General features: G+C 39.0%; 22 protein-coding genes. 10 read left to right on the top strand and 12 right to left on the bottom strand.

Translation table 11 applies throughout. The annotated features are described in order from the left end of the window. Positions 1–52: 52 nt before the first annotated feature. From ACMZ6Z_RS00910 to ACMZ6Z_RS00895, 4 genes are all read left to right on the top strand, one after another. Positions 53–943 carry an Rgg/GadR/MutR family transcriptional regulator gene (locus tag ACMZ6Z_RS00910; protein WP_416130783.1) on the top strand — a complete coding sequence of 297 codons (891 nt, stop codon included), beginning with the start codon at positions 53–55 and terminating at the stop codon, positions 941–943. A gap of 351 nt (positions 944–1,294) precedes the next feature. Then, positions 1,295–1,471 carry a hypothetical protein gene (locus tag ACMZ6Z_RS00905; RefSeq protein ID WP_416130782.1) on the top strand — a complete coding sequence of 59 codons (177 nt, stop codon included), beginning with the start codon at positions 1,295–1,297 and terminating at the stop codon, positions 1,469–1,471. Beyond that, positions 1,461–3,407 carry a protein kinase domain-containing protein gene (locus tag ACMZ6Z_RS00900; protein ID WP_416130781.1) on the top strand — a complete coding sequence of 649 codons (1,947 nt, stop codon included), beginning with the start codon at positions 1,461–1,463 and terminating at the stop codon, positions 3,405–3,407. The genes ACMZ6Z_RS00905 and ACMZ6Z_RS00900 overlap by 11 nt, the downstream gene beginning before the upstream one ends. 8 nt (positions 3,408–3,415) lie before the next feature. Continuing rightward, positions 3,416–4,636: a transporter gene (locus tag ACMZ6Z_RS00895; RefSeq protein WP_416130780.1), complete on the top strand. Its 1,221-nt coding sequence runs from the start codon at positions 3,416–3,418 to the stop codon at positions 4,634–4,636. Between the two features lie 104 nt (positions 4,637–4,740). On the opposite strand, the gene ACMZ6Z_RS00890 is transcribed toward ACMZ6Z_RS00895, so the two are convergent. Both ACMZ6Z_RS00890 and ACMZ6Z_RS00885 read right to left on the bottom strand, forming a co-directional pair. Beyond that, positions 4,741–5,958 carry an ABC transporter permease gene (locus tag ACMZ6Z_RS00890; RefSeq protein ID WP_416130779.1) on the bottom strand — a complete coding sequence of 406 codons (1,218 nt, stop codon included), beginning with the start codon at positions 5,956–5,958 and terminating at the stop codon, positions 4,741–4,743. Further along, positions 5,958–6,848, bottom strand: a complete 891-nt coding sequence (locus ACMZ6Z_RS00885; protein ID WP_416130778.1) for an ABC transporter ATP-binding protein — start codon at positions 6,846–6,848, stop codon at positions 5,958–5,960. The genes ACMZ6Z_RS00890 and ACMZ6Z_RS00885 overlap by 1 nt, the downstream gene beginning before the upstream one ends. Before the next feature lie 397 nt (positions 6,849–7,245). Between ACMZ6Z_RS00885 and ACMZ6Z_RS00880 the strand changes: the two genes are divergently transcribed. The 3 genes from ACMZ6Z_RS00880 to ACMZ6Z_RS00870 are packed head-to-tail and all read left to right on the top strand — an operon-like array spanning position 7,246 to position 9,183. After that, on the top strand, positions 7,246–7,572 hold the full coding sequence (locus ACMZ6Z_RS00880) for a PadR family transcriptional regulator (protein ID WP_416130777.1): 327 nt from the start codon (positions 7,246–7,248) through the stop codon (positions 7,570–7,572). Further along, entirely contained in the window at positions 7,559–8,143 is a 585-nt protein-coding gene (locus ACMZ6Z_RS00875; RefSeq protein ID WP_416130776.1) for a DUF1700 domain-containing protein, read from the top strand. The genes ACMZ6Z_RS00880 and ACMZ6Z_RS00875 overlap by 14 nt, the downstream gene beginning before the upstream one ends. Continuing rightward, positions 8,140–9,183, top strand: coding sequence for a DUF4097 family beta strand repeat-containing protein (locus ACMZ6Z_RS00870; protein ID WP_416130775.1), 1,044 nt, complete (start codon positions 8,140–8,142; stop codon positions 9,181–9,183). Before ACMZ6Z_RS00875 ends, ACMZ6Z_RS00870 begins: the two co-directional genes overlap by 4 nt. Before the next feature lie 320 nt (positions 9,184–9,503). Here the strand turns inward: ACMZ6Z_RS00870 and rpsD are convergent, their stop codons facing one another. From rpsD to ACMZ6Z_RS00825, 9 genes are all read right to left on the bottom strand, one after another. After that, complete coding sequence (gene rpsD, locus ACMZ6Z_RS00865; RefSeq protein WP_416130774.1) at positions 9,504–10,115, bottom strand: 30S ribosomal protein S4; 612 nt, start codon at positions 10,113–10,115, stop codon at positions 9,504–9,506. A 354-nt stretch (positions 10,116–10,469) separates the two neighbouring features. Then, the gene (locus ACMZ6Z_RS00860) at positions 10,470–10,760 is read right to left on the bottom strand and encodes a Veg family protein (protein ID WP_416130773.1); all 291 of its coding nucleotides are present in this window, start codon (positions 10,758–10,760) and stop codon (positions 10,470–10,472) included. 61 nt (positions 10,761–10,821) lie between these two features. Further along, positions 10,822–12,183, bottom strand: a complete 1,362-nt coding sequence (gene dnaB / locus ACMZ6Z_RS00855; RefSeq protein ID WP_416130772.1) for a replicative DNA helicase — start codon at positions 12,181–12,183, stop codon at positions 10,822–10,824. A 43-nt stretch (positions 12,184–12,226) separates the two neighbouring features. Further along, on the bottom strand, positions 12,227–12,679 hold the full coding sequence (gene rplI, locus ACMZ6Z_RS00850; RefSeq protein ID WP_416130771.1) for a 50S ribosomal protein L9: 453 nt from the start codon (positions 12,677–12,679) through the stop codon (positions 12,227–12,229). Positions 12,680–12,682: 3 nt separating this feature from the next. Continuing rightward, positions 12,683–14,653 carry a DHH family phosphoesterase gene (locus ACMZ6Z_RS00845; protein ID WP_416130770.1) on the bottom strand — a complete coding sequence of 657 codons (1,971 nt, stop codon included), beginning with the start codon at positions 14,651–14,653 and terminating at the stop codon, positions 12,683–12,685. Positions 14,654–14,766: 113 nt separating this feature from the next. Further along, complete coding sequence (gene mnmG / locus ACMZ6Z_RS00840) at positions 14,767–16,665, bottom strand: tRNA uridine-5-carboxymethylaminomethyl(34) synthesis enzyme MnmG (RefSeq protein ID WP_416130826.1); 1,899 nt, start codon at positions 16,663–16,665, stop codon at positions 14,767–14,769. Position 16,666: 1 nt separating this feature from the next. Beyond that, a complete protein-coding gene (locus ACMZ6Z_RS00835; protein WP_416130769.1) occupies positions 16,667–17,122 on the bottom strand; it encodes an NUDIX hydrolase in 456 nt (151 codons plus the stop codon). A 200-nt stretch (positions 17,123–17,322) separates the two neighbouring features. Continuing rightward, complete coding sequence (gene mnmA, locus ACMZ6Z_RS00830; RefSeq protein WP_416130768.1) at positions 17,323–18,444, bottom strand: tRNA 2-thiouridine(34) synthase MnmA; 1,122 nt, start codon at positions 18,442–18,444, stop codon at positions 17,323–17,325. Positions 18,445–18,563: 119 nt separating this feature from the next. Then, positions 18,564–20,282: a hypothetical protein gene (locus ACMZ6Z_RS00825; RefSeq protein WP_416130767.1), complete on the bottom strand. Its 1,719-nt coding sequence runs from the start codon at positions 20,280–20,282 to the stop codon at positions 18,564–18,566. Positions 20,283–20,377: 95 nt separating this feature from the next. Between ACMZ6Z_RS00825 and sdaAB the strand changes: the two genes are divergently transcribed. The 3 genes from sdaAB to ACMZ6Z_RS00810 are packed head-to-tail and all read left to right on the top strand — an operon-like array spanning position 20,378 to position 22,531. Further along, positions 20,378–21,052, top strand: a complete 675-nt coding sequence (gene sdaAB / locus ACMZ6Z_RS00820) for an L-serine ammonia-lyase, iron-sulfur-dependent subunit beta (protein ID WP_416130766.1) — start codon at positions 20,378–20,380, stop codon at positions 21,050–21,052. A gap of 9 nt (positions 21,053–21,061) precedes the next feature. Beyond that, on the top strand, positions 21,062–21,937 hold the full coding sequence (gene sdaAA / locus ACMZ6Z_RS00815) for an L-serine ammonia-lyase, iron-sulfur-dependent, subunit alpha (protein WP_416130765.1): 876 nt from the start codon (positions 21,062–21,064) through the stop codon (positions 21,935–21,937). Continuing rightward, on the top strand, positions 21,938–22,531 hold the full coding sequence (locus ACMZ6Z_RS00810; protein ID WP_416130764.1) for a histidine phosphatase family protein: 594 nt from the start codon (positions 21,938–21,940) through the stop codon (positions 22,529–22,531). A 24-nt stretch (positions 22,532–22,555) separates the two neighbouring features. Here the strand turns inward: ACMZ6Z_RS00810 and ACMZ6Z_RS00805 are convergent, their stop codons facing one another. Next, positions 22,556–23,125: a transglycosylase gene (locus tag ACMZ6Z_RS00805; RefSeq protein WP_416130763.1), complete on the bottom strand. Its 570-nt coding sequence runs from the start codon at positions 23,123–23,125 to the stop codon at positions 22,556–22,558. Positions 23,126–23,272: the final 147 nt, after the last annotated feature.

Raw genomic sequence — 23,272 nt, 5'->3', positions numbered from 1 at the left:
ATCAAATAGAAATGATAAATAAAAAAGCATCTCAAAATTGATTTATGTGCAGATGAAGGAAACTAAAGGAGTTGATAAAAGGATGAATGCAATGGGAGAACTGTTTAAAATGCTACGAGTGTCTCGAAATGTTTCGCTTAAAGAAGCTACAGGAAATGAGTTTAGTCATTCGATGCTAAGTAGATTTGAAAATGGTGAGTCTGATATGACAATAACTAAATTATTGGTTGGATTGAAAAATATTAGAACTGACCTTGACGAGTTTATTTACCTTTACAATGATTTCAAACCCTCTGACTATACGATTTTAAAAGAAAACATATGGCAAGTACTATCTAAGAAGGATTTAAACAAGCTGAATAAAATGTATCTTGAGGAGATTTCGAAGTATACTATATCACAAAAAGAAGACCATTTTTTTAATGCTTTGATCATTAAAGGACATATGTTCATTTTAGATGAAAGTACTCAATTAACAGAAAAAGAGCAAGAAAAAATGTATGATTATTTATTTTTAGTAGATATTTGGGGAGAGTACGAACTAAAGCTTTTTTCAGATATATCCCCTTTAATATCATTAAATCTATATTTTGAATATACTAGAGAAATGATGAAAAAAATCGATTTCCTCGGAGAATTACGAAAAAATAGAAATCTGGTACACAGCATATTGCTTAATGGTTTATTTAAATCGACTTATGAAAATAACTTAACCAAAGCTGCTTATTTTAATCAAATGATCCAAAAAAGATTTTTTAATGATAACGATTTATACCTGAGAACAGTATATATGATTGCTAACGGACATTACCTATATTGCAAAGGAGAAAAAGATTTAGGCATTAATCAGATTCGAGATGCGATATATGTTCTAAAATTATTAAAATGTGATGAAATAGCTGATTATTACAAAAGGCAGTTTTCTGATATATTAGTGAATTAATTTGTGAATAAATTCAAACAGAAAACATAAAAATAACGTAATGTTTTGTAGAAAAGATGGAGGAACAGTAGTGATAGCAAATGACTGTTCCTTTATTTTTTAAAAACAATATTTGAAAATATGAACATTCTATTTCATTTAACTCATTTTAGAATATACTAGATACATCAAATGGAAAAGGAGAAATGATATGACTCAATTTATTCGTGAAGCTAGTAAATATTCTACGAAAAAAGAAGCACATTTAACATATAAATGTACTATTCTTTAAGAGAATTAGATTAGTCGCAAAAAACACTCGTAAATTTAAGAGTGTTTTCTTGTATTTTCAATTTAAGGAGTCAATCAAAAATGTCTGATGTAATGATAATTAAAAAATGTACTTATGACGATAACTTCTACAAATCAACTAATCATCTGGAAAAAATATTTGAACAGTATATCGAAAAAAAGGTAAAAAAAATAATAGATACTCCAGATAAGTACTCATTTTTAGATATTAGGAATGGAGATAAATATGAATCTTAATAGTTTTAAGTATATTGATTTTGATGACTATTCTTTACCAAAATTTGGATTTAAAATTCATATTTCAGGAACGTCTAAAAATTATAGAGATATCTTTTCGCTAGTTATGCCTTATTTAAAAAAATGTAAACTATCCTTTAAATATTTAAAAAATAGTATAGAAATTCTAAATAATTTATCTGATTTAGAAAGTCCAGGAGAGTCTGGGAAGTTAATAACAATCTATCCTAAGGATCGTACGCATTGCATTAAAATTTTAGATGACCTGTATCGTATAGTTCCTCAGAGTATGGAAGGTGTTTATATTTTAAGTGGTCGAAATTGCAAGAATTCCAATATATTATTCTATCGTTACGGTCTTATAAAATCATCTGGTCAAAATCTAACATCTAAAATACCAATATTGATTGGCCCTAACGATGAGGAATGGCAAGATTTTCAAAAAAACTATTTTGATTTACCTGAATGGATTGAGGATATTCAGGATAAACAAGTATTCCATCCCTCATATTTAAGCGACAACTATCAGGTAAACAGTTTATTGAAAGAATCTAATGGTGGTAATGTTTATCAAGCTATTCATATCAAAACAAACAAGAAGGTTGTTATAAAAGAGTGTCGTCCGCATGTTATTTGTTTGGAGAATGTTTATAGAAAGCAACTTAGAGATACTGAATGGACGATCGCAAAATCTCTTCCATTAAATACTAATTCTGCGTCTTGCGTTGAAGTGGTAAACGAGTGGATCAATACTTATTATATCTACGAGTATATAGAAGGAAACAAGTTAACAGACTTTTGTAACAAGATAAATTTATTTTCATATAAAAGAAGAGAGCTTTCTCAAAATATTGAAAAGTTTAATAGATTAAAAAACTGCTTCTTAGGTATTTTGGAGACTGTTCTTTATTTTCATGAACAGAATATTATACTAAATGATATCCATCCAGATAATTTTATTGTCAATCATAATTCAAAAATTACATTTATTGATATGGAAAATTCTTATTTTCTATATCAATCGCCATTAGTAGGAATTTATTCTGAAATAGCTCTTAAACAATGGCATCTAAAAAAAGGAATTGTAGCAGATTGTCATAAAATTGGAAATTTATTTCTATATCTATTTGGAAAATTACATATAAAAAATGATACTGTACTAACTTCTGAGTTAAAATCTTTATTATTTCAAAAAGGAATAGATTCTAATATCCATATTCCTATTGATTATTTATTGAGTGCAGAACCAAATATCAAAGAAGCAATACAGATTCTTAAAAGCTCCATACATACGCGTCGTTCAGCATATACTTACAAGTTAAGTAATTGTATTACGGTATCTTCAGATTGGAAACATGAATTAATTAAATTCATCTCATTTCAGACAGAATTAATTAGTAAATATAATCTATTGCTATCTAATCAAGATGCTATGCTTGAAGAAATGAAAGCTGAGAGTAATTTGGGTATGCAGGGACTTACTGGAATATTACTGTATTTATCTTCTATGTCTTATGATAAAGAAATTATTTTTAAAGGAATAGAGATGCTACTTAACCAACTAGTTGAAGATTGTGAAGGTAATGTAGGCATAAGCTTAGAAGAGGATTCCACATCTCCTTATCTCTTAGATGGAACCGCTGGAGTCATTCAATTACTTATTTTTGTAGATCCTATAAAATATTTAGCACACATTCAAAAACTATCTCAATCGTTACTGTTTGAGTATGCTCAGTTCAGTCATTTATGGAGAGGAATGCTAGGAATTGCCATTATTCTACTTCAAGTATATAACATCACAAACGATAAAAACTATTTTGATAAATCTCAAGAATTGTTAATCAGTTCTACAATACTATCTAAAAAAGATACTAAATTGCAACATGAAATACTATATTTCATCAATGCTATCTCTCAAAAAATCATGATTCCTTGAGGTGCCAAATGACATTAATTATTAAAAACAATATCTTTAGAATTCTATCACTATCAAGAATTTTAAGTGCTATTGGTTCCTATTTATATAACATTGTCTTTATCGTATATGCTACTTCCATGTCGCATTCCCACATAGCAGTTTTTATAGCTAATATAGTAACCATTATCCCTACGTTATTTACCTTTTGGATAGGAGTAAAAGCTGATCAGACAAAAAATAAACATCAATTATTAATTTGGACAGGTTTCTTACAAGGAATGTTATTTATAATCATTTCGATTATTATTTCGAACAAAACCTTTTTAGTTTTTTCAATGGTTAGCCTACTTAACATTGTTTCAGATATCCTATCTGATTATACTAATGGGTTGCGTATGCCTATAATGCAAAAAAATATTGATAAAGAAGATTTTTTCGAGGCATACTCATTTACACAATTTTTATCATACATTGCAACGATTTCAGGGCAAACATTAGGAGTATGGCTATTAACAACAACTAATCATAATTACTCACTTATTGCCATATTAAACGCTCTTTCCTTTTTACTCTCATCGCTACTTATCTTAAAGAATACTCGGCTGCTCACTTATGAAAGAGTGACTGAGATAGAAAATGATCACTCACTTGTACATCAATTTAAAAACATGTTTAAAATGATGATGAAGATATTTGAGGATATTGATAAAGATTCCTCTTTTATTAAGATTCTTCTTTCTATATTACTTTTAAATTCTTTAGGAGGTGCGATCAACTCTATCTATCATTTCTATTTTCTTAAACATCAAATGTTCAACTTAAACTATGGAAATTCTCTCGTTGTTATTCAAGCGTTTACTATTTTTTGTGCTATTTTGGGAACTTTAACCCCAAAAGATTTTTTCTCAAAATGTTCCATCTCTGAATTGATAGTTATTCAAAGCATTAGCTATGCTTTAGTTGGAGTATTCAATATTTTGAAACTACCCATCTTAGGAATTGTTACACTAGGACTTGCTGCTTACGTTATGGGGAAGGTTTCACCCAAATTAGACGCTCTTTTAATGGAAAAACTACCTTCTCATCTGCTGGCTCAAAGTAATAACTTTCTAGGATTACTTTTTACACTATCTTTACCATTAGGTGTTAGTTTATTCTCATTTTTAGCTTTGTATAATATTGTTATTTGTTGGATTGTATTTTCGTTTATTTCTCTCACATCACTTGTCATGGCTTATTCTAAGTAAGCTTTTCTTAAGTTGACGAGCAATTCCCTAGCTCAAAAGGGTAATAAAAACTCACATCTCTGTATGATAGAGATGTGAGTTTTTTAGTATTTCTACCGCATAGATTATTTATGGCTGAGGCCTCGTTTGAGGTTTTTGATGAAACCACGATCATCCGTCTGCAAAATCAAGCCAGCATAGGATTTCCCGATGTAAAGGGTGACCATAAGAGCTGTGATGCTCAAAATAGCTAAAGCTATTAGTGCTTCGTGAGTAGTAGCGTAACTATTGATCAGGCGAATCGGCATAAAGAAGGAAGATATAAATGGCACGTAAGAACCAATTGTTAAAATCAGATTATCCTGACCTTGTTGGCCAAGGGTAATAGCACCCACAAAACCAACAATGACAAGATACATAACCGGTTGAACCGCTTTATTGACATCTTCCACACGTACCACTAAGGAACCGCAAAGCGCTGCTAAGACCACATAAAGCAAAATTCCAAAGATGGCAAAGAAAAGCATGGTCCAATCCAAATTATCAATGACAGTATCCACTATAGGCTTGACCATGTCTACCATGTCCTTACTAAAAGCAAATTGAGGTAAAAACTGATAAAGCAAATAACCACCTAGAGCATAAATCCCTAAATGCGTGGTAATGACCCCAAAAATCCCTAAAATACGGCCATAGAAATAGAGATTGGCTGGAACACTTGAAAAAATGACTTCCATGATTTTGGTTCCTTTTTCACTAGCAATCTCTTGAGCTGTTGAACTTGCATAAGTCAAGATAATGAAATACATGATAAAGGTCAGCCCTAAGAAGGTAATGTATTTGCCTGCTTTTTGCAAGTCCCCTTTTTCTTTAAGATCCTCTTTAAAATTAGGCTCTTGTGCTAAGGCTTCCACTTGTTGTGGACTTAACTGGGCTTTTGCCATGTTGAGCTGGCCTTGTAAGCTCCCTAGGACTTGGAGCAGGTCTCTTTTAGTCTTTTCAGCCAAACTAGTATCGCTATAGTAGGTTGCTTTTATCTGTTTGCCTGCGGTGTCAACAAGGACATATCCAGAAATATCCTCGTCTTTGTGCGCTTGTTTAGCGGTTTTTGGCGTTTTATACTTTAGGGTCGTTCCATCAATATCTTGGAAGGCTTTCTTTAAAGCATTGTCCGATAAAACGACAGCTACCTTGTCTGAATCCACTGCTGCAGATTCTGTCAAATACCCGATGCCCAGTGAAAAGGCCAGAAAGAGAAAGGGCGATAGGATCATGAGGAGGAAGGCCCAAGACTTGACCTGTCTAAGATAGGTTTCTTTAGCTACTAATAACAGCTGTGTCATTATTCTACCCCCGATTTCATTTTAAAGATTTCATCAATAGTTGGCGCTTGTTGGTCAAATGTCGCAATGTAATAACCGCCACTAATGGCTTGAAAGAGCATTGGTCCTGCGGCTTCATCATCTAAAACCAGTCGCCAATAGCCCTGCTTCGTCTTGCTGACAGATGTCACATGAGCTAGGTTGTCAAGGCGTTCTTTTGGCACATCATTTGACACAAAGAGACGGGTACGGCCAAATGACTCACGAATCTCCTGAATACCACCATTAAGGACGATTTCCCCATTCTTAATCATGACCAAGGTATCACACAACTCCTCAACGTTAGTCATGACATGGTCTGAAAAGATAATGGTTGCTCCGCGGTCTCTTTCAGCCAAGATAATGTCCTTTAAGAGCGCCGTATTAACGGGATCAAGACCTGAGAAAGGCTCATCCAAGATAATCAACTCCGGTTCATGAATCAGCGTGATGATCAGCTGGATTTTTTGTTGATTTCCTTTAGAAAGGCTCTTGATTTTATCGCTTAATTTTCCCTTAACCTCTAGCTTTTCCATCCAAATCGGCAATTTCTTACTAACTTCTCTACGCGACATGCCTTTAAGACTAGCTAGATAACGCACCTGCTCAAAAACCGTCAACTTCGGCATGAGACTACGCTCCTCAGGAAGATAGCCGATTCGGGCATTGTTTTTTGGTGTCAGAGGCTCACCATTTAGGGCAACCTCTCCCTCGTAGGTCACAAAATTTAGGATCGAGTGAAAAAGTGTCGTCTTACCTGCACCATTTTTACCGACCAAACCACAAATGCTACCTGATGGCACGTCAAAAGACATGCCTTTTAGCACTTCTTTGTCACCATAACTCTTAGAAAGCTTTGAGATGCTAATCATAAAAATTCCTTTCCTTACATTAGCCTATCAAATGGAAAAAGCAATCTTGCTAAAACTGCCCTCATCAAAGAGATTTAGGAAAATCTTAACCCATATGCTATTTGCCATTATAGTCTGTAACTGTCTTTAATTCCATTATACCATAAAAAGAAGTTTATCGGTGTTTTTGTGAAAAAAACCACAATACCGATCCACGTTTTTTAATCATGGGACTTTGTTAGGGACTATTTTGAGTCATCATTCTTTTGATATCAAGGCTAACAGGCACTTTTTAGATTTTAGAACCAAATATATCAAAAAATAATATATAAAATATTGACATATCAAAAAAGAAGGGCTATACTATATGTGTAAAATAATTATATATAAAAATCATACACATAAAGGAGCTGATGACATGCATTTTCCAGTATCATCAAGCCTGATTGAATTTTTGATTTTAGCCATTTTAGAAAAGGAAGATTCCTACGGCTATGAAATTAGCCAGACCATCAAATTGGTGGCAAGCATCAAGGAATCTACGCTTTATCCTATTTTGAAAAAATTAGGGCAAGCAGGCTATCTCACCAATTACAGTCAGCAATATCAAGGCCGTAAGCGTAAGTATTACGCCCTCACAACCGATGGCAAAGAGCACCTAGTCTACCTAAAAGCACAGTGGCAAGGTTACAAGGATACCCTTGATGGGATTATTGAAGGGAGTTTAAGACATGACAAGGACTGAATACTTACAGCAGTTGGATAAATACCTGCACCGTTTACCAGAGGAAGACTACCAAGAAGCCATGGACTACTTCACCGAGTATTTCGACGAGGCAGGCGTGGATAACGAAGATCAGGTGATGGCAGAGTTAGGCACACCCAAAGAAGCCGCCCAGGATATCCTCAATGCCCTTTGGGAAAAGCAAGAAAATCAAGATAGTAATGACCACAAATCACGGACCAAAACCCTCTGGATAGCTCTCTTAGCTCTCTTTGCTGCACCACTAGCCATACCGACAATCATAGTCATGATAGGTTTGATAATTACCTTTGTCGCTGTGATCGTTGCCTTTGTGGTTACCTCCCTATCATTGTTGGTAGCTGGTGTGGCAACCGTTGCTGTGCTCTTTTGGGAAACCCTTACCCTTATCCCAGCTTCCTTGCCAGCCTTAGCCATGAGCTTTGGAGCACTCCTCTTAGTTTTAGGATTTGGTTTACTGCTCTGGTTCTTGTTAATGCTAATCATCAAAATAATGATACGTGCGCTAGTTGCTATTATCGGTCATATCACTAAGAAAGGAAAAAAAGCATGAAAACATCACACAAATACTTTTTGATTGTTGCGCTTCTTTGTCTTAGCTTTGGTAGTCTTGCTATCATCTGGGGGCATCGTAATGGTGGTTTAGAAGACATCAAAGCAGCCACCACAGCTAAGAAAATAACACAAGAAGTAGCCTCTTTTAAACAGTTAGAGCTAGACTTAAGCAATCGTGAACTGGTGATTGAACCCTCCAAAGATGACACGTGGCAGTTGAGCTACTACACAGATAATAAGATTTTAGGAGAATTATCCGTACAACAAGATGGCGAAAAACTCTCTCTCAAACAACTAAACAAAGGTAGTATTGTTATTGGACCAATCTCGGCTTTAGGTTATTACCTCAATAACCAAAGCGTTCAGACTCGTCGTGTGGTCTTATCAGTTCCTAAGGGAGCTCACTTTGAGAGTATTAAAGGGTATGTATCTGACACCGTTCATCTCAATCACTTCCCTATTAAAGACATCTCCCTGACATCTGATAGCCTCTACACCAATCATACGACTATTGATAAGGCTAACTTTTCAGTTGGGTCTCTCTATCTCAACAAGACCACTATTGAGCAATTAACATTAGACGTATCAAGCGACCTCTCATTAAGCCAAACAACCCTCAAAGGCGGTGATATTACTGGAATGGATGCCATCTTAACCGCTGATAAAAGCCTTCTCCAAAAAATCACTATTAGCAATCAAGATGGTGAAATTCGCTTCACCGATACTGAGCTTGATAATGTCACACTCTCTGGAGAAAATAATCGCATCAGTGCTACCAATCTAACCCTTAAAAACCTGATTGAAATCACTAATGCTGGCGATGATATTGACCTTATCTTAAATGATCAAATTGCTCAAACCACTCATCTTAATCTAACCGTAACAGATGCTAACTTATCTATTGCAGACAAGATTGCAGCTTCAAATCACATCGATAGCAGCCATGATGAGTCTACCCACACCTTTAACAAGGAAGTCAAAGACAGTCTTGCTACCCTCAAAATCACCAACATAGATGGCGACATTACACTTAACTAATAACTCTCTAAAAAGAAAAACAATCCGCAACACTTACCACACTAAAGTAAGAGTAGGACAATCGTCAGTAACACACGATGTCTTGATTTAAATTTAAGAACAAGAAAAAGGTTGGGCAATAAGTCCAACCTTTTAAAAATTTAGAAAAATAACTTGAAGCTGTGATTGACGGCTTGGGTCGCCTTATAAGTTTCAAAACAGGTTTTATCAAGGTTACAGGAGTGAGAGCACAAAAAAGGTTACATTTTACTAGAAATCAGCATTTTAAAACAAAACAAAAAGCCCGCAACTACGGGCTTTCTTTGCAATAAATATAAAAATTAAAGCATTTTGTTGTAGAATTCAACGATAAGTGCTTCGTTGATTTCTGGGTGGATTTCATCACGTTCTGGAAGGCGTGACAATGATCCTTCAAGTTTTTCAGCATCGAAAGATACGAATGCTGGGCGTCCAAGAGTAGCTTCAACAGCTTCAAGGATAGCTGGTACTTTAGCTGATTTTTCGCGAACTGAGATCACTTGACCAACTTCAACACGGTATGATGGAATATCAACGCGTTTTCCGTCAACAAGGATGTGACCGTGGTTTACGAATTGACGAGCTTGACGACGAGTCGTTGCAAGACCTAAACGGTAAACAACGTTGTCAAGACGACGCTCAAGAAGAAGCATGAAGTTGTAACCAAGGATTCCGCCTTTGATTTTTGTCGCTTGTACGAACAAGTTACGGAATTGTTTTTCACCCATTCCGTAAGTGAAACGCAATTTTTGTTTCTCAGCCAATTGCAAACCGTATTCAGAAAGTTTTGAACGGTTGTTTGGTCCGTGTTGTCCTGGAACGTAATTACGGCGAGCAAGCTCTTTACCTGTTCCTGTAAGTGATAAGCCAAGACGACGGGCTTGTTTCCATGATGGTCCTGTATAACGTGACATGTCAAATGTCCTCCTCTTTGTTTTTGGAAGCCAGAAGCTTCTTTTTTGAGGAAATAAGTATGTTCAATCCTGATTCGTGCAGATGCCCTTCGCCTAAACAGCCAAGGTTACTTGTATTTCAAGGTATCTGTTGACGAGCTTCATATTGAACTGCCATTATTTCACACAAAGAGTATTTTATCATGAAATCACAGTTTAGTAAAGGCTTTTAATCATCTCTTTTACAGAAAATGGCTAAAAAGAGAGGAAACGAGAATCATTATTCCATTAGAAATAGCCAATCTCTTGTCAACTTCCTTTACTTATTCTGTCAACTGTTCTGTAAACAAAAAAACCTCTCATTGAGGCTTTTATCTATTCTGCTGTTTCTTCTTCGTCAAAATAACGAATCAAGGTTTTTTCTGTCAAAATATCAGAGTAGGTGTAAGATTCTACATAAGAATTGTTGATAGCACCTGGTTCATCAGAATGATCATTGTACTCGACGATAAAGAGCGACTGATAAACTTCGATTAAACGACCTACCTTTGTTTTTTCCCGTTTACGGCCATTTTCTAAAGTCAACTCAACTAATTGTCCTTCATGGTTTTTAATGTCATCTTTGATTTTCTTCATTTTGGCTACATCAGCAAATGCATCACTCATATGGTTTCTCCTCTTTATGTTGACAAGTCTATTGACATACCTGTCAACTTTATCATCATGTCTAAAACTCCTCAAATGGAGCTATGCTTGAAAACTTGTTGTATTCTTTTTGGAACATCAATTTAACTGTTCCACGCGCACCAGCACGGTTTTTCTCTAAAATAACTTCAATAGTGTTGTCTTCGATCGTTTCTTCGGTGTCTTCTGTATCCTTACGGTAGTAATCATCACGGTAAAGAAAGGCAACAATATCCGCATCTTGCTCAATAGAGCCTGATTCACGAATATCCGAAAGGACTGGTCGTTTGTCTTGACGCTGCTCAACGCCACGAGATAGCTGACTAAGAGCAATGACAGGAACGCGTAATTCTTTGGCTAAGATTTTTAACTGCCGTGAAATTTCTGAGACTTCTTGTTGTCGATTCTCAGGCCTTGTTCCTGTAATCAGCTGTAGATAGTCAATGACAATCAGCCCTAGCCCTCCCTCGACTTCTTTGGATAATTTGCGTGAGCGGGCTCTTATCTCTGTGATTTTAATCCCAGGGGTATCATCAATGTAAATGGGAGCTTCAGCTAAAGCCCCTTGAGCAATCATGACGTTGGTCCAATCTTGCTCTGTTAGTTGCCCTGTCCGTAGAGCATGTGAGTCAATCATTCCTTCCGCTGCTAACATACGATCTACAAGACTTTCTGCTCCCATCTCCAGAGAGAAGATGGCGACAGCCTTCCCTTGCTTTGTCCCAACATTTTGTGCAATATTAAGCACAAAGGCTGTCTTACCAACCGCTGGACGAGCAGCTAAAATAACTAACTGGTCGGGGTGTAAACCTGTTGTAATACGGTCTAAGTCTCTAAAGCCAGTTGGCAGACCTGTAACATCTGAAGTTTGTTGAGCACGCATTTCGAGACTTTCAAAGTTTTGATCTAGAACACTAGCAATTGTTCTAAAACCACTACGATGGCTATGCTCATTGATATCAATCAAGGCTTTCTCTGCACCAGCAATGATTTCTTCGGACTCAAGAGAACCGTCATAGGCCTCATTGACAGTGTGGGTCAAGCGTTTAATGATTTGACGTAGCATGGCTTTTTCAGCCACAATTTTAGCATAGTATTCAGCATTGGCACTTGTTGGTACACTATTGACTAACTCTACAATATAAGAAAGACCACCGATGGTTTGTAGGTCACCCTGGCTATCTAGGATATTGCGAACCGTTGTAGCATCAATAGCATCATGCCTGTCGTTTAAGGTAACCATTGCCTTAAAGATGACTTGATGGGCATACTTATAGAAATCATCAGCCTCGATAAACTCACGAACAGATACCAACTGGTCTGGTGAGATAAAGATGGCCCCCAAAACAGACTGCTCCGCTACTAAATCTTGTGGCTGTACACGTAATTCAGGTGTCTCCACCATCTTTCTCTCACCTCCTTGTCACGAGTGCATGCCTATCTTGACATTAAGCCTCTTTAATGGCTAGTTTAATGTCAGCGGTTACCTCTTTGTGTAGCTTGACAGGAACTTCAATCAAACCAATGGCACGAAGCGGATGGTCTAGCTCAATATGACGCTTATCCACTTTGATGCCAAATTGTTTGTGCAATTCTTCTGCAATTTTTTTAGCAGTAATTGAGCCAAATGTACGCCCATCTGGACCAACTTTTTCCAGAAACTGCACACGTGTTGTTTCTTTATCAAGCACTTGCTTGGTTGCTTGGGCTTCTGCTAAGATATCAGCCTGGTATTTTTCTTCTGATTTTTGTTTACCTTTAAGCTCACCAATGGCCTGATTGGTGGCTTCTTTGGCTAATTGTTTCTTGATCAGAAAGTTTTGAGCGTAACCTGTCGGCACTTCCTTAATCTCGCCTTTTTTACCCTTGCCCTTAACGTCTTGTAAGAAAATAACTTTCATCATCTACTCCTTTTCATCTATTTCTTGGTCAAGCACTGCCAATAATTCCTTTGCCAGATCACTGACCGTTACCTCATCGCGTTGACAAGCAGCAAGGTTGAAATGACCTCCTCCACCTAGTTGCTCCATAACACGTTGCACATTGACAGCATTGCGACTTCGTGCGGAAATAATGGTCTGACCATTAGCGTTTTTAGAAATCACAAAACTGGCCTCAATATCAGCCATCCTAAGCAAATTGTCAGCTGCTTTACTAATGATAACATTGTTATACGGTGTATCCTCTGGACCACAGGCAATCATGACATGCTTTTTATAAGGTTCTGCCCGTAAAATTAACTCGTTAACTTGACGGTATTCTTCAAAATCAGTTGCTGCAATGGCTTGAATTTCAGCGCTATCACTTCCCAAACTTCTCAAATAACTGGCGACATCAAAGGTACGGCTGGTCACTCGAGTGGAGAAATTTTTAGTGTCAAGCATAATCCCCGCCATCAGTAGACTGGCTTGCAGTTTATTTAATTTGCGATCTTTGGCATTTTGGAAGGTAATTAACTCGGTCACTAACTCTGCTGCCGAACTCGCCCCGCTCTCAATAAATGTCAATACGGCATTGTCCGGAAAATCATCATCCCGACGATGATGGTCAACCACGATGGTCTCACGAAACTGATCAAATAAGTCTTCTGACAAGGTCAAGCTGATTTTGGAGTGATCTACCATAATCAGTAGCGATCTTTGGTCAACCAGCTGCAAGGCTTCTGATACGGTGATTATCTTGGTCGCAGCATCTTTTTGCAAACGACTAACGGCACGCTCAATATCCATTCCCATATCATGGGGGTCATAGACCACATAAGACTCTGAGACGAGCTGACTAGCGAAAAACTGCATCCCAACTGCCGATCCTAGAGCATCCATATCTAGGCGACGATGCCCTACGACAAAAACCTTATCAACTGACTTAATCTTGTCTGAGATGGCGGACATCATGGCACGTGTTCTGGTTCTTGAACGTTTAACCGTAGACACCGTCCCACCTCCAAAGTACATCAAGTCTGCATGCTCTTCATTTTCTTTTAAAACAACCTGATCGCCACCTCGAACGAGAGCGATATTGAGGTTTTCTTGGGCAATAACCCCAATTTGGTGATGATTGTTATTGCCGTAAGCAACTCCCATACTTAGGGTCAAAGACAACTCGTATTGCTGTGCTTTTTCACGGAAACGATCCAAAACATCAAATTTATTGGCCATTAACTTTTCAAGGATGCTATAATCCGTAAAAAAGTAAAAGCGATCCATGGCAACACGGCGATAAAAAATGGCGTGCTCTTCGGCAAATGTCGCAATAAAATTGGCGATAAAGCTGTTGATACTAGAGATATCTGCATCAGCCATATTATCGGTGAAATCATCGTAATTATCAATCGACATAATCCCTATAACAGGCTGTTTTTGGATAGCTCCTTGACTGCCTGAAAGGGCTTGGCTAGCATCAAGAAAATAACAGATGCCAGCTTCTAAGTCCATGTAAGAGTTGTAGCGAATCTCTCCAATAGTGATACTGCGCGTGAGAACCCCTTCTTTATGGGCATCAATCAGGTCCGATACAAGCTGACTATCAAACTTCCCTGACTCAGGGTCACTAAAAATAAGCTGAGAATAAGGATTGTACCAGTCAAGGTCACCTTTTTCAGGGTTGAACTTAATCACACCAACGGGCATCTTGTCGAGCAAGGTTTTTAAACTAAGCTCAGTTTGCTCACTTAGCAATGCCACCTGCTCATCTTCAGATAATTGATAGCTTTCTTTTTGGTAATATAGCAGCGCTGTCACAAACGCACATGCCACAAAAATAGCCAGTAGCAAGCTCGTTTCTGACGATGTTAGGCGTACACTAATCGCCAAAAGACCAAATACAATCATGCCAATCATCATAAGATGAATGGTTTCAAAACGAAATCTTTTCATTTACTAACCTCTTAAGGTCTTATTATACCACAAAAAAGGGTAGGACAAAATCAGTAAGCTAGGGCAGGTTGATTTTTGTTACAGTCTAAGGGTAAAACTCTAAAAGTAGCCTTTTAAGGTTTACGTCGAGCCTTATTATTGCCTTCAAGATAAACCATCAAGATTGAAATGTCCGCTGGGTTAACCCCAGAAATACGACTAGCTTGACCAATGGTTTCTGGATTGATTTTCTTGAACTTTTGACGGGCTTCTGTTGCGATGGAATCAATGGCATCCCAGTTGATGTTTGCTGGGATGCGTTTTTCTTCCATCCGTTTCATCTTGTCAACCTGATCCAGGGCTTTCTTAATATAGCCTTCGTACTTGATTTCCGTTTCCAAAAGCTCAATGACTTTACTATCCAAATCCTCTGCTGCTGATCCTACAAAGTCTGTTGCTACCTGATAATCAATCTCTGGGCGACGTAAGAATGCCTTGGCTGTCATGGCATCTGTCAATGGCTTGAAACCAAGTGCTTGTATTTTGTCGTTGACTTCCTTGACAGGTTTTAGCTTGAGAGTTGACAATCTTGTCAACTCATTGTCAAACTGATTTTTCTTGATTTCAAAAGCATGCCAGCGCTCATCATCAACCAAACCAACTTGACGTCCGAGTGGTGTCAACCGCATATCCGCATTGTCATGGCGAAGAATGAGACGGTATTCTGCACGAGAGGTCAAGAGGCGATAAGGCTCTAAGGTTCCTTTAGTGACAAGGTCGTCAATCATAACACCGATATAAGCATCTGAGCGTTTCAAAATAAATTCAGGCTTGCCTTGGACTTTAAGAGCCGCATTGATACCAGCAATCAGTCCTTGTCCAGCGGCTTCTTCATACCCAGATGTGCCATTGGTTTGACCAGCTGTAAAGAGACCTGAAATCACTTTAGTTTCCAAGGTTGCACGTAGTTGGTGAGGTAAAACGATGTCATACTCAATGGCATAGCCCGTCCGCATCATTTCGGCATTTTCCAACCCCTTAACCGAATGAATCAGCTCGCGTTGTACATCTTCTGGAAGTGAGGTTGACAGACCTTGCACGTAAACTTCGTCCGTATGACGCCCTTCTGGTTCAAGGAAAAGCTGATGGCGCTCTTTGTCTGCAAAACGTACAATCTTGTCCTCGATTGATGGGCAATAACGTGGACCAACTCCCTTGACGACACCAGAGAACATCGGCGCACGATGGAGATTTTCTTTAATCAAGTCATGACTAGCTGCATTGGTATAGGTCAACCAGCAGTCAACTTGATCAGTGATATAGTCTTTGTCCTTAGACAGAAATGAAAAATGATTTGGCTTTGTATCACCAGGCTGCACTTCTGTGACAGAATAGTCGATCGTTGAGCCTTTCACACGTGGTGGTGTTCCTGTTTTAAAGCGACCGATTTCAAGACCATGCTTGACAAGGTTGTCAGCCAGTGTCACTGAAGCCAAGCTGTTATTTGGTCCAGATGAATACTTGAGTTCACCTAAGATAATTTCCCCACGCAAGGCTGTTCCTGTTGTGATCACAACTGCACGAGCCCCATATTGTTGACCAGTAGCTGTCAAGACACCGACAACTTGTCCATCTTCTACCAAAATATCATCAATCATGGATTGACGAAGGGTTAAATGCTCTTCTTGCTCAACCGTTTTTTTCATTTCTGCAGCATAGAGATGTTTATCAGCTTGAGCACGAAGAGCGCGAACAGCAGGACCTTTTCCCGTGTTAAGCATCTTCATCTGGATATAGGTTTTATCAATATTTTTACCCATTTCGCCACCAAGAGCATCGATCTCACGAACGACAATGCCCTTAGCAGAGCCACCAATGGATGGGTTACACGGCATAAAAGCCAGCATATCTAGGTTGATGGTCGCAAGTAAGGTCTTAGACCCCATACGGCTAGCAGCTAAGGCAGCCTCAACACCCGCATGACCAGCTCCAACTACAATCACGTCAAACGTTTCACTAAAAGTATGTTCCACTTTAATCTTCTCCATCTTTATTGACAATATGCGTTAACTGTCCGTTCCAACGCTTTAAAGCCTTTTTGAGGAAGGCAGGCTTGATGTTAAAATTATCTAATTTATCCAAAGAAAGCCATTCACAAAGGTAAGTTTTATCACCTTCAATCATCTCAGCCGGCGCTTCTTCAGTAGGGGTGATAAGATAATGAAATTCAACATTATGAAAATGAACAGTGTCTACTGTAAACTGATTTTCCACCACAAAAGCCAAACCCACTATCTCGCCCGCAATACCGATTTCTTCCTGCATTTCCCGAAGTGCTGCTTGAGAACTTGTTTCCCCAACCTCAATCGCACCACCGATAGTATGATAACCATCCTCATGCTTCCCGAGAAGTATCTGATTATCCCTAATGATTAAAGCCGTCGCACGCACTCCGTAAACCTGATGATCTCTTTTCGTCCTAAAATCCATCTCTTTTCCTCCAATTTACAGGGCAATAATCTATTCTCTTGATTAAAAGAGTAGAACCACAAAAATAGCCAAAACCCTTATAATTGCAGACCAAAAAGACCTGCAAGACCATGAGCTTTGACTTTCATGATATGATTAACGCTAGTTTATCAAATATGGGCTGAGGATTCAAGCAACAGGTCGTCTTTTTCGAGAGTCTTTTAAATATACTGACAAGCAAGGCCATCTTTGTAGGCTTGGTCGATGATACCGCCACCTAAGCACTCATCGCCATCATAGAAAACAACGGCTTGTCCGGGTGTGATGGCACGTTGTGGCTCAGCAAAAACAACTTCTGCCTTGTCACCTTTCACCTTGACCGTTACTTTACCGTCTGGTTGACGGTAACGGAACTTAGCTGTGCATTCTATGATGAATTCTTCAGGCATGTCACGTGTAAAGTGAACGGTTGAAGCGTCAAGTGAGGTTGACATGAGAGACTCATGGTAGAAACCTTGCCCGACATAGAGGATATTTTGTGACAAGTCTTTACCAACAACAAACCAAGGCTCATTATCGCCACCTTGTTGACCACCAATACCAAGACCGCCACGTTGACCAATGGTATAGTACATCAGACCGGCATGTTCGCCCATATCACGACCATCAACCGTCTTCATACGCCCCTTTTGAGCAGGAAGGTATTGACTAAGGAACTCTTTAAAGTTCTTCTCACCAATAAAACAGATCCCTGTAGAATCTTTCTTTTTAGCCGTTGCAAGACCAGCTCGCTCTGCTATTTTACGTACTTCTGGTTTCTGCAAGTGACCAAGCGGAAACATGGTTTTTTGCAATTGGTCTTGTGATAATTGACTTAAAAAATACGTTTGATCTTTGCCATTATCAGCGCCACGAAGCATGTGGACAGTCCCATCTGCGTCCCGCGCAAGCTGCGCATAATGCCCAGTCGCTACATAGTCAGCTCCTAAACTCATGGCATAGTCCAAGAAAGCCTTAAACTTGATCTCTTTATTACACATGACGTCTGGATTAGGAGTTCGTCCCGCACGATATTCCGCTAAGAAATACTCAAAAACGCGGTCCCAATACTCTTTTTCAAAGTTAACCGAGTAATAAGGAATCCCAATCTGATCCGCTACGGCTGCGACATCTCTGTAGTCTTGCGTCGCGGTACAGACGCCAAATTCGTCAGTGTCATCCCAGTTTTTCATGAAAACACCGACAACATCATAGCCCTGCTCCTTGAGTAGCAGAGCGGTCACCGAGGAGTCAACTCCTCCACTCATGCCGACAACGACACGAGTCTTTGCATTATCATTCATCTGATAAGTCTCCCATCAATTTAAGGTCTCAAATCCCATTAGGATTTGAGAGTGTAAACTTAGACTTGAAGGGTCTAGTTTTTATATGGTAAAAGGCATTACTAAGTGTCCCTTGCCCTTCAAAAAGCAAGGGATTGATAGTATCGCCAAGTTTGTCTAAAAGCTAACACCAGCCAACCCATCAAAGAGATAGCCATTACGAAGCCAAACCAAGCCGGTGTTTTGTAAGCTAAAATCAGCTTATTCTCTCCTTTTTTAGACATAATCGTCGGACTACCTAGAAAGGACAGCTTATAGTCTGATTTGTCTAATTGACGATCGTTATAAATCATCCGGCTATCTTGATAAACGACTATTGGCAGCTGAAGTGCTTCTGGTTCAGAGCTTGTCCACTGCAATACTAAGCGATTTCCCTCAACCGTCTTTGTCATTGACGGTCTGTCTTTAATAAAAATGGCGGCGTACTCATAATAAGTATTACGTCCATTTAATGGTTCGTAGCGAGGGACATAGTCTGGCGTTGCTTTACTGACTCTTTTGAGAAAGCTAGCCTTATCTTTTTGGAAAAAGCTATTCTTGAGTGTTTTGTAATGTCCTTTTAGGTAAACATGCTTATTTTTACTGGTGATCAACTGTCGCTCTGCCCTATAAGTAATCATCTCATCCACACGGTTGGTGACTTGGACAAAGCCAATCAAGACAAATAGCCATAAAAACAGGGGTAACCATCGCCACCTGGTGATCAGTTGCTGGCATGCTAACCCACTAATAAGCAGCAATAAAACCGTCGCTGGAACAAAAAATCGAAAAGGAAATTGAATCAACTCTGCCAAACCAACCTGATGATCCACCAGCCATTGCCAAGGAAAGAAATGGGTTGACAAGAGTAAAAAACTAAGGTAAACCACATGTAGTAGTAATTCCCAGCCTATTTTTTTGCGAAACCATAAGCCAAGAAAGAGCACTTGACCAACCAAGAAAACGAGCAAAGGTTCTGGCCAAAACAACCAATACTTAGCCCTACCCGTAATGCCATCTTGCCCCATTTTTTCATTGATAAAAGGCGTTAGTAAATCATTAGCATGGTTCAAGTCGATGAAAACTGTCCAAACGTTGGCTGTTAAAACCAAAAACAAGGCAATGGCAAGCGAGATATGTTTTAAAAGTCCTATTTTTTGACTTGATCTTAGCCACCCATAACTAAAGAAAGGCAAGTACATCAAAATCAGAAACATGGCACTCAAAAGATGCACTTGAAACATTAAGGCAACACTAACCGCCAAACGTAAGGGCGAGACTTTGTGATATCTAACAAGTTGAACTGCTGGGATAAAACAAAAAGGTAGAATGGCCGCTCCCCAGCTGGAAAATCCCTGTCTCATGCTCCAATACTGGATGGAGAAGGTCGTCACATAAAAAAGAGCTAAGGGCAGAGCCAAGTGTTGTTTTAGGCGGCATTGTCTCAGTAAAGCATACATGGATAGGCCAGAAATAAGACCAATCGCAAAGCGAGAGAGATGTTGGTAAATAAACCAATTTTTGGAGATTAAGACCAAAAATCCTTGAAAATAAGCAAACAAGGGGCCGTAAACCGCATTGACAATTCGTCCCGACTGCTGAAAACCATGTAAGGATAAAAAATAAGAGTAATGCCCCGTCTTGATCTGCATAGCAGTATCATAAAAACGGTTATAATGAAAAATAGCGTCTGAACCAACGATAAAGCCCCCCGTCAATAACTGAGGCAAGATCAGCAAGAAGGCAAACATCGCAATAATAGCATAAGGTAGCAGACGGTGGTGTGTTAAGTGTTTAATCAACATAATTTCCTCTGTCATTATTATACCATGTTACTCCAAACAAGCCTCTATTTTGTTCTTTTAATCATTATTTTTGTTATAATTGTAAGCACAGATAATCAGGAGGAGTCACAATGACACTGTTAAGATTTCAATCCGTTTTTGATATTATTGGTCCTGTTATGATTGGGCCCTCCAGCAGTCATACCGCAGGTGCGGTCCGAATCGGCAAGCTAATCCATTCTATATTTGGAAAAGAGCCTAAAGAAGTGACCTTTCATCTCTACAATTCTTTTGCTAAAACCTATCAAGGACATGGGACCGATAGAGCACTTGTGGCAGGCATTATGGGCATGGACACGGACAATCCAGACATTAAGAATTCGCTTGAAATTGCTCATAAAAAGGGTATTCGCATCTATTGGGAAATTTTGAAAGAAGGCGATGCACCACATCCAAATACAGTCAAAATTGAAGTCAAGGATGCCGAGAATCATAGCATGAGCCTCACTGGAATCTCTATTGGAGGTGGTAATATCGAAGTTACTGAATTAAACGGCTTTGCAGTAACCCTACAAATGAACACACCAACTATTATTGTTGTCCATCAAGATGTTCCTGGTATGATCGCTAAAGTGACTGATATCTTGTCTGATTGCAATATCAATATTGCTCAAATGAACGTTACTCGTGAAAAAGCAGGGCAAAAAGCCATTATGATTATTGAAGTTGATTCGAGAGACTGTCAAGATGCTGTCAAGGCTATTGAACACATCCCAAACCTTTATAATGTCAATTACTTTGGATAAGGAGTGACTATGTTTTATACGATTGCAGAGCTTGTTCAGCAGGCCCAAGACAATTACAAGGGCTCGGTAGCTGATTTAATGATTGCCACAGAGGTTGAGTTGACAGGTCGTCAAGAAGATGAGATTCGCTTTATCATGTCTCGTAATCTGGAAGTCATGCTTGCCTCCGTTAAGGATGGTTTAAATAAGGAGCAGTCTGTTAGTGGACTCACTGGAGGCGATGCACTGAAACTAGATCAGTATATCAAAACGGGCAAAACCTTATCTGACACCACCATTCTAACAGCTGCACGCAACGCCATGGCGGTCAATGAACAAAATGCCAAAATGGGACTTGTCTGTGCCACTCCAACAGCTGGAAGTGCTGGCTGTATTCCAGCTATCATTTCGACAGCTATTGAAAAATTAAACCTGACCGAAGAAGAACAACTGGACTTCCTCTTTACAGCTGGGGCTTTTGGACTTGTTATTGCCAATAATGCCTCTATTTCTGGAGCTGAAGGGGGCTGTCAAGCTGAAGTCGGCTCGGCAGCGGCAATGGGGGCAGCAGCCATCACTATGGCTGCAGGAGGTTCTCCTTATCAAGCCAGTCAAGCTATTGCTTTCGTCATTAAAAATCTTCTGGGTCTGGTTTGTGATCCCGTCGCAGGCTTGGTTGAAGTTCCCTGTGTCAAGCGTAATGCCATGGGGGCTAGTTTTGCTCTGGTAGCAGCTGATATGGCACTTGCTGGCATCGAGTCCAAAATTCCAGTGGATGAAGTTGTTGATGCCATGTATCAAGTGGGCAAAGCCATGCCAACAGCACTCAAAGAAACAGCTGAAGGAGGTTTGGCTGCCACCCCGACTGGCAAACGCTATGCCCAAGAAATCTTTGGAGGTATCTAGATGAAACAAACCGTCTATCTCATACGACATGCTGAGCCTAATTATGACAATCATAATGATGTCGAAAGAGAGTTGACAGCTAAAGGTTTACAAGATTGTCAACTAGTACTAGATTACTTTAAGGATATTGCCATTGATAGGATTTATGCTAGCCCCTTCAAGCGGGCTCTTCAAACCGTTGATAAACTTGCTAAAGAAAAAGCACTACCCATCCAAATCAAAGAGAACTTTAGAGAACGTAAAATTGATGATGTTTGGATTGACGATTTTAATGCCTTTTCTAGACGGCAGTGGCAAGACTTTAACTATAAACTAGCCAATGGTGAGAGCCTCCAAGAAGTACAAGATCGAAATATCCAACAACTGCAAGAGATACTTAATCAACAAGAAACAGCTATTGTTATCTCTTCACACGGAACAGCCATTTCGACCATTATCAATTATTATGATAACCAATTTGCTTTTAATCACTTTCAAGCTATTAAGCAACTTATGCCCTTTATTGTTAAACTATCTTTTGATGAGGCTAGTATAGACAATATCACTATCATAAATCCCTTTACTAAGCAAATAGAATATCAAAAAAGAAGTTGACAGTGCTATCAACTTCTTTTTTGATTAGTAGCCCCAAGCTGCGAGTCCTTGAGCATTATAAGCATTAAGTGCTGAGTTGATTTGATCTTGCACGGTGGCTGTCGATCCCCAACCTGGCATGGTTTGAAAGAGCCCTGAGGCACCAGAGGCATTGCGAGCTCCGACTTGACCGTTTGACTCACGCGCAATGATATGCTCCCAAGTGGCTTGGTCAACGCCAGTAGCTGCGGCCATTTGTGCTGCGGCATAAGTTCCGACTTCACCTGCTGTATTACCGTTGGTCAACACATGAGCTGACGTCGTAACGACTGGCTGTGCGACATGAGTCACTTGTGCAACAACCGGTTCTTGACTTGTCGGTTCGTTAGTTGCTTCAGCAACGGCTGTTTGGGTCTCGACTGTCTCAGTCTCTACAGGACTTGCTTTTTGAGAAGTTTTACTCTCTGACTCTTTTGATTGGCTAGTAGTTGTTGATGTCACTTCCTGTGATTCGGCTTTAGACGAGTGTGTATTTGAACTTAAAACTCCTGACAAACTTAAAACAATTCCTAAAACTAAGCTTGCTAAGGATAGGTATAATGCTAATTTTTTCATATTAGTCTCTTTCTTTTCTTTAAACGTTTTATTATCACGGTCACTTTATCCATCATACTCTTCTTTTATTACTTAACAGTGATAGTTGTATGACAAATATGTCAGAAACTTTTAAAATTGTTAAAGAAAACCCTCAAAATCCATCAA

The sequence above is a fragment of the Streptococcus pluranimalium genome, assembly GCF_047785705.1.
GTDB lineage: Bacteria > Bacillota > Bacilli > Lactobacillales > Streptococcaceae > Streptococcus > Streptococcus pluranimalium_A.
This window is presented reverse-complemented; position numbering and strand designations above follow the sequence as displayed.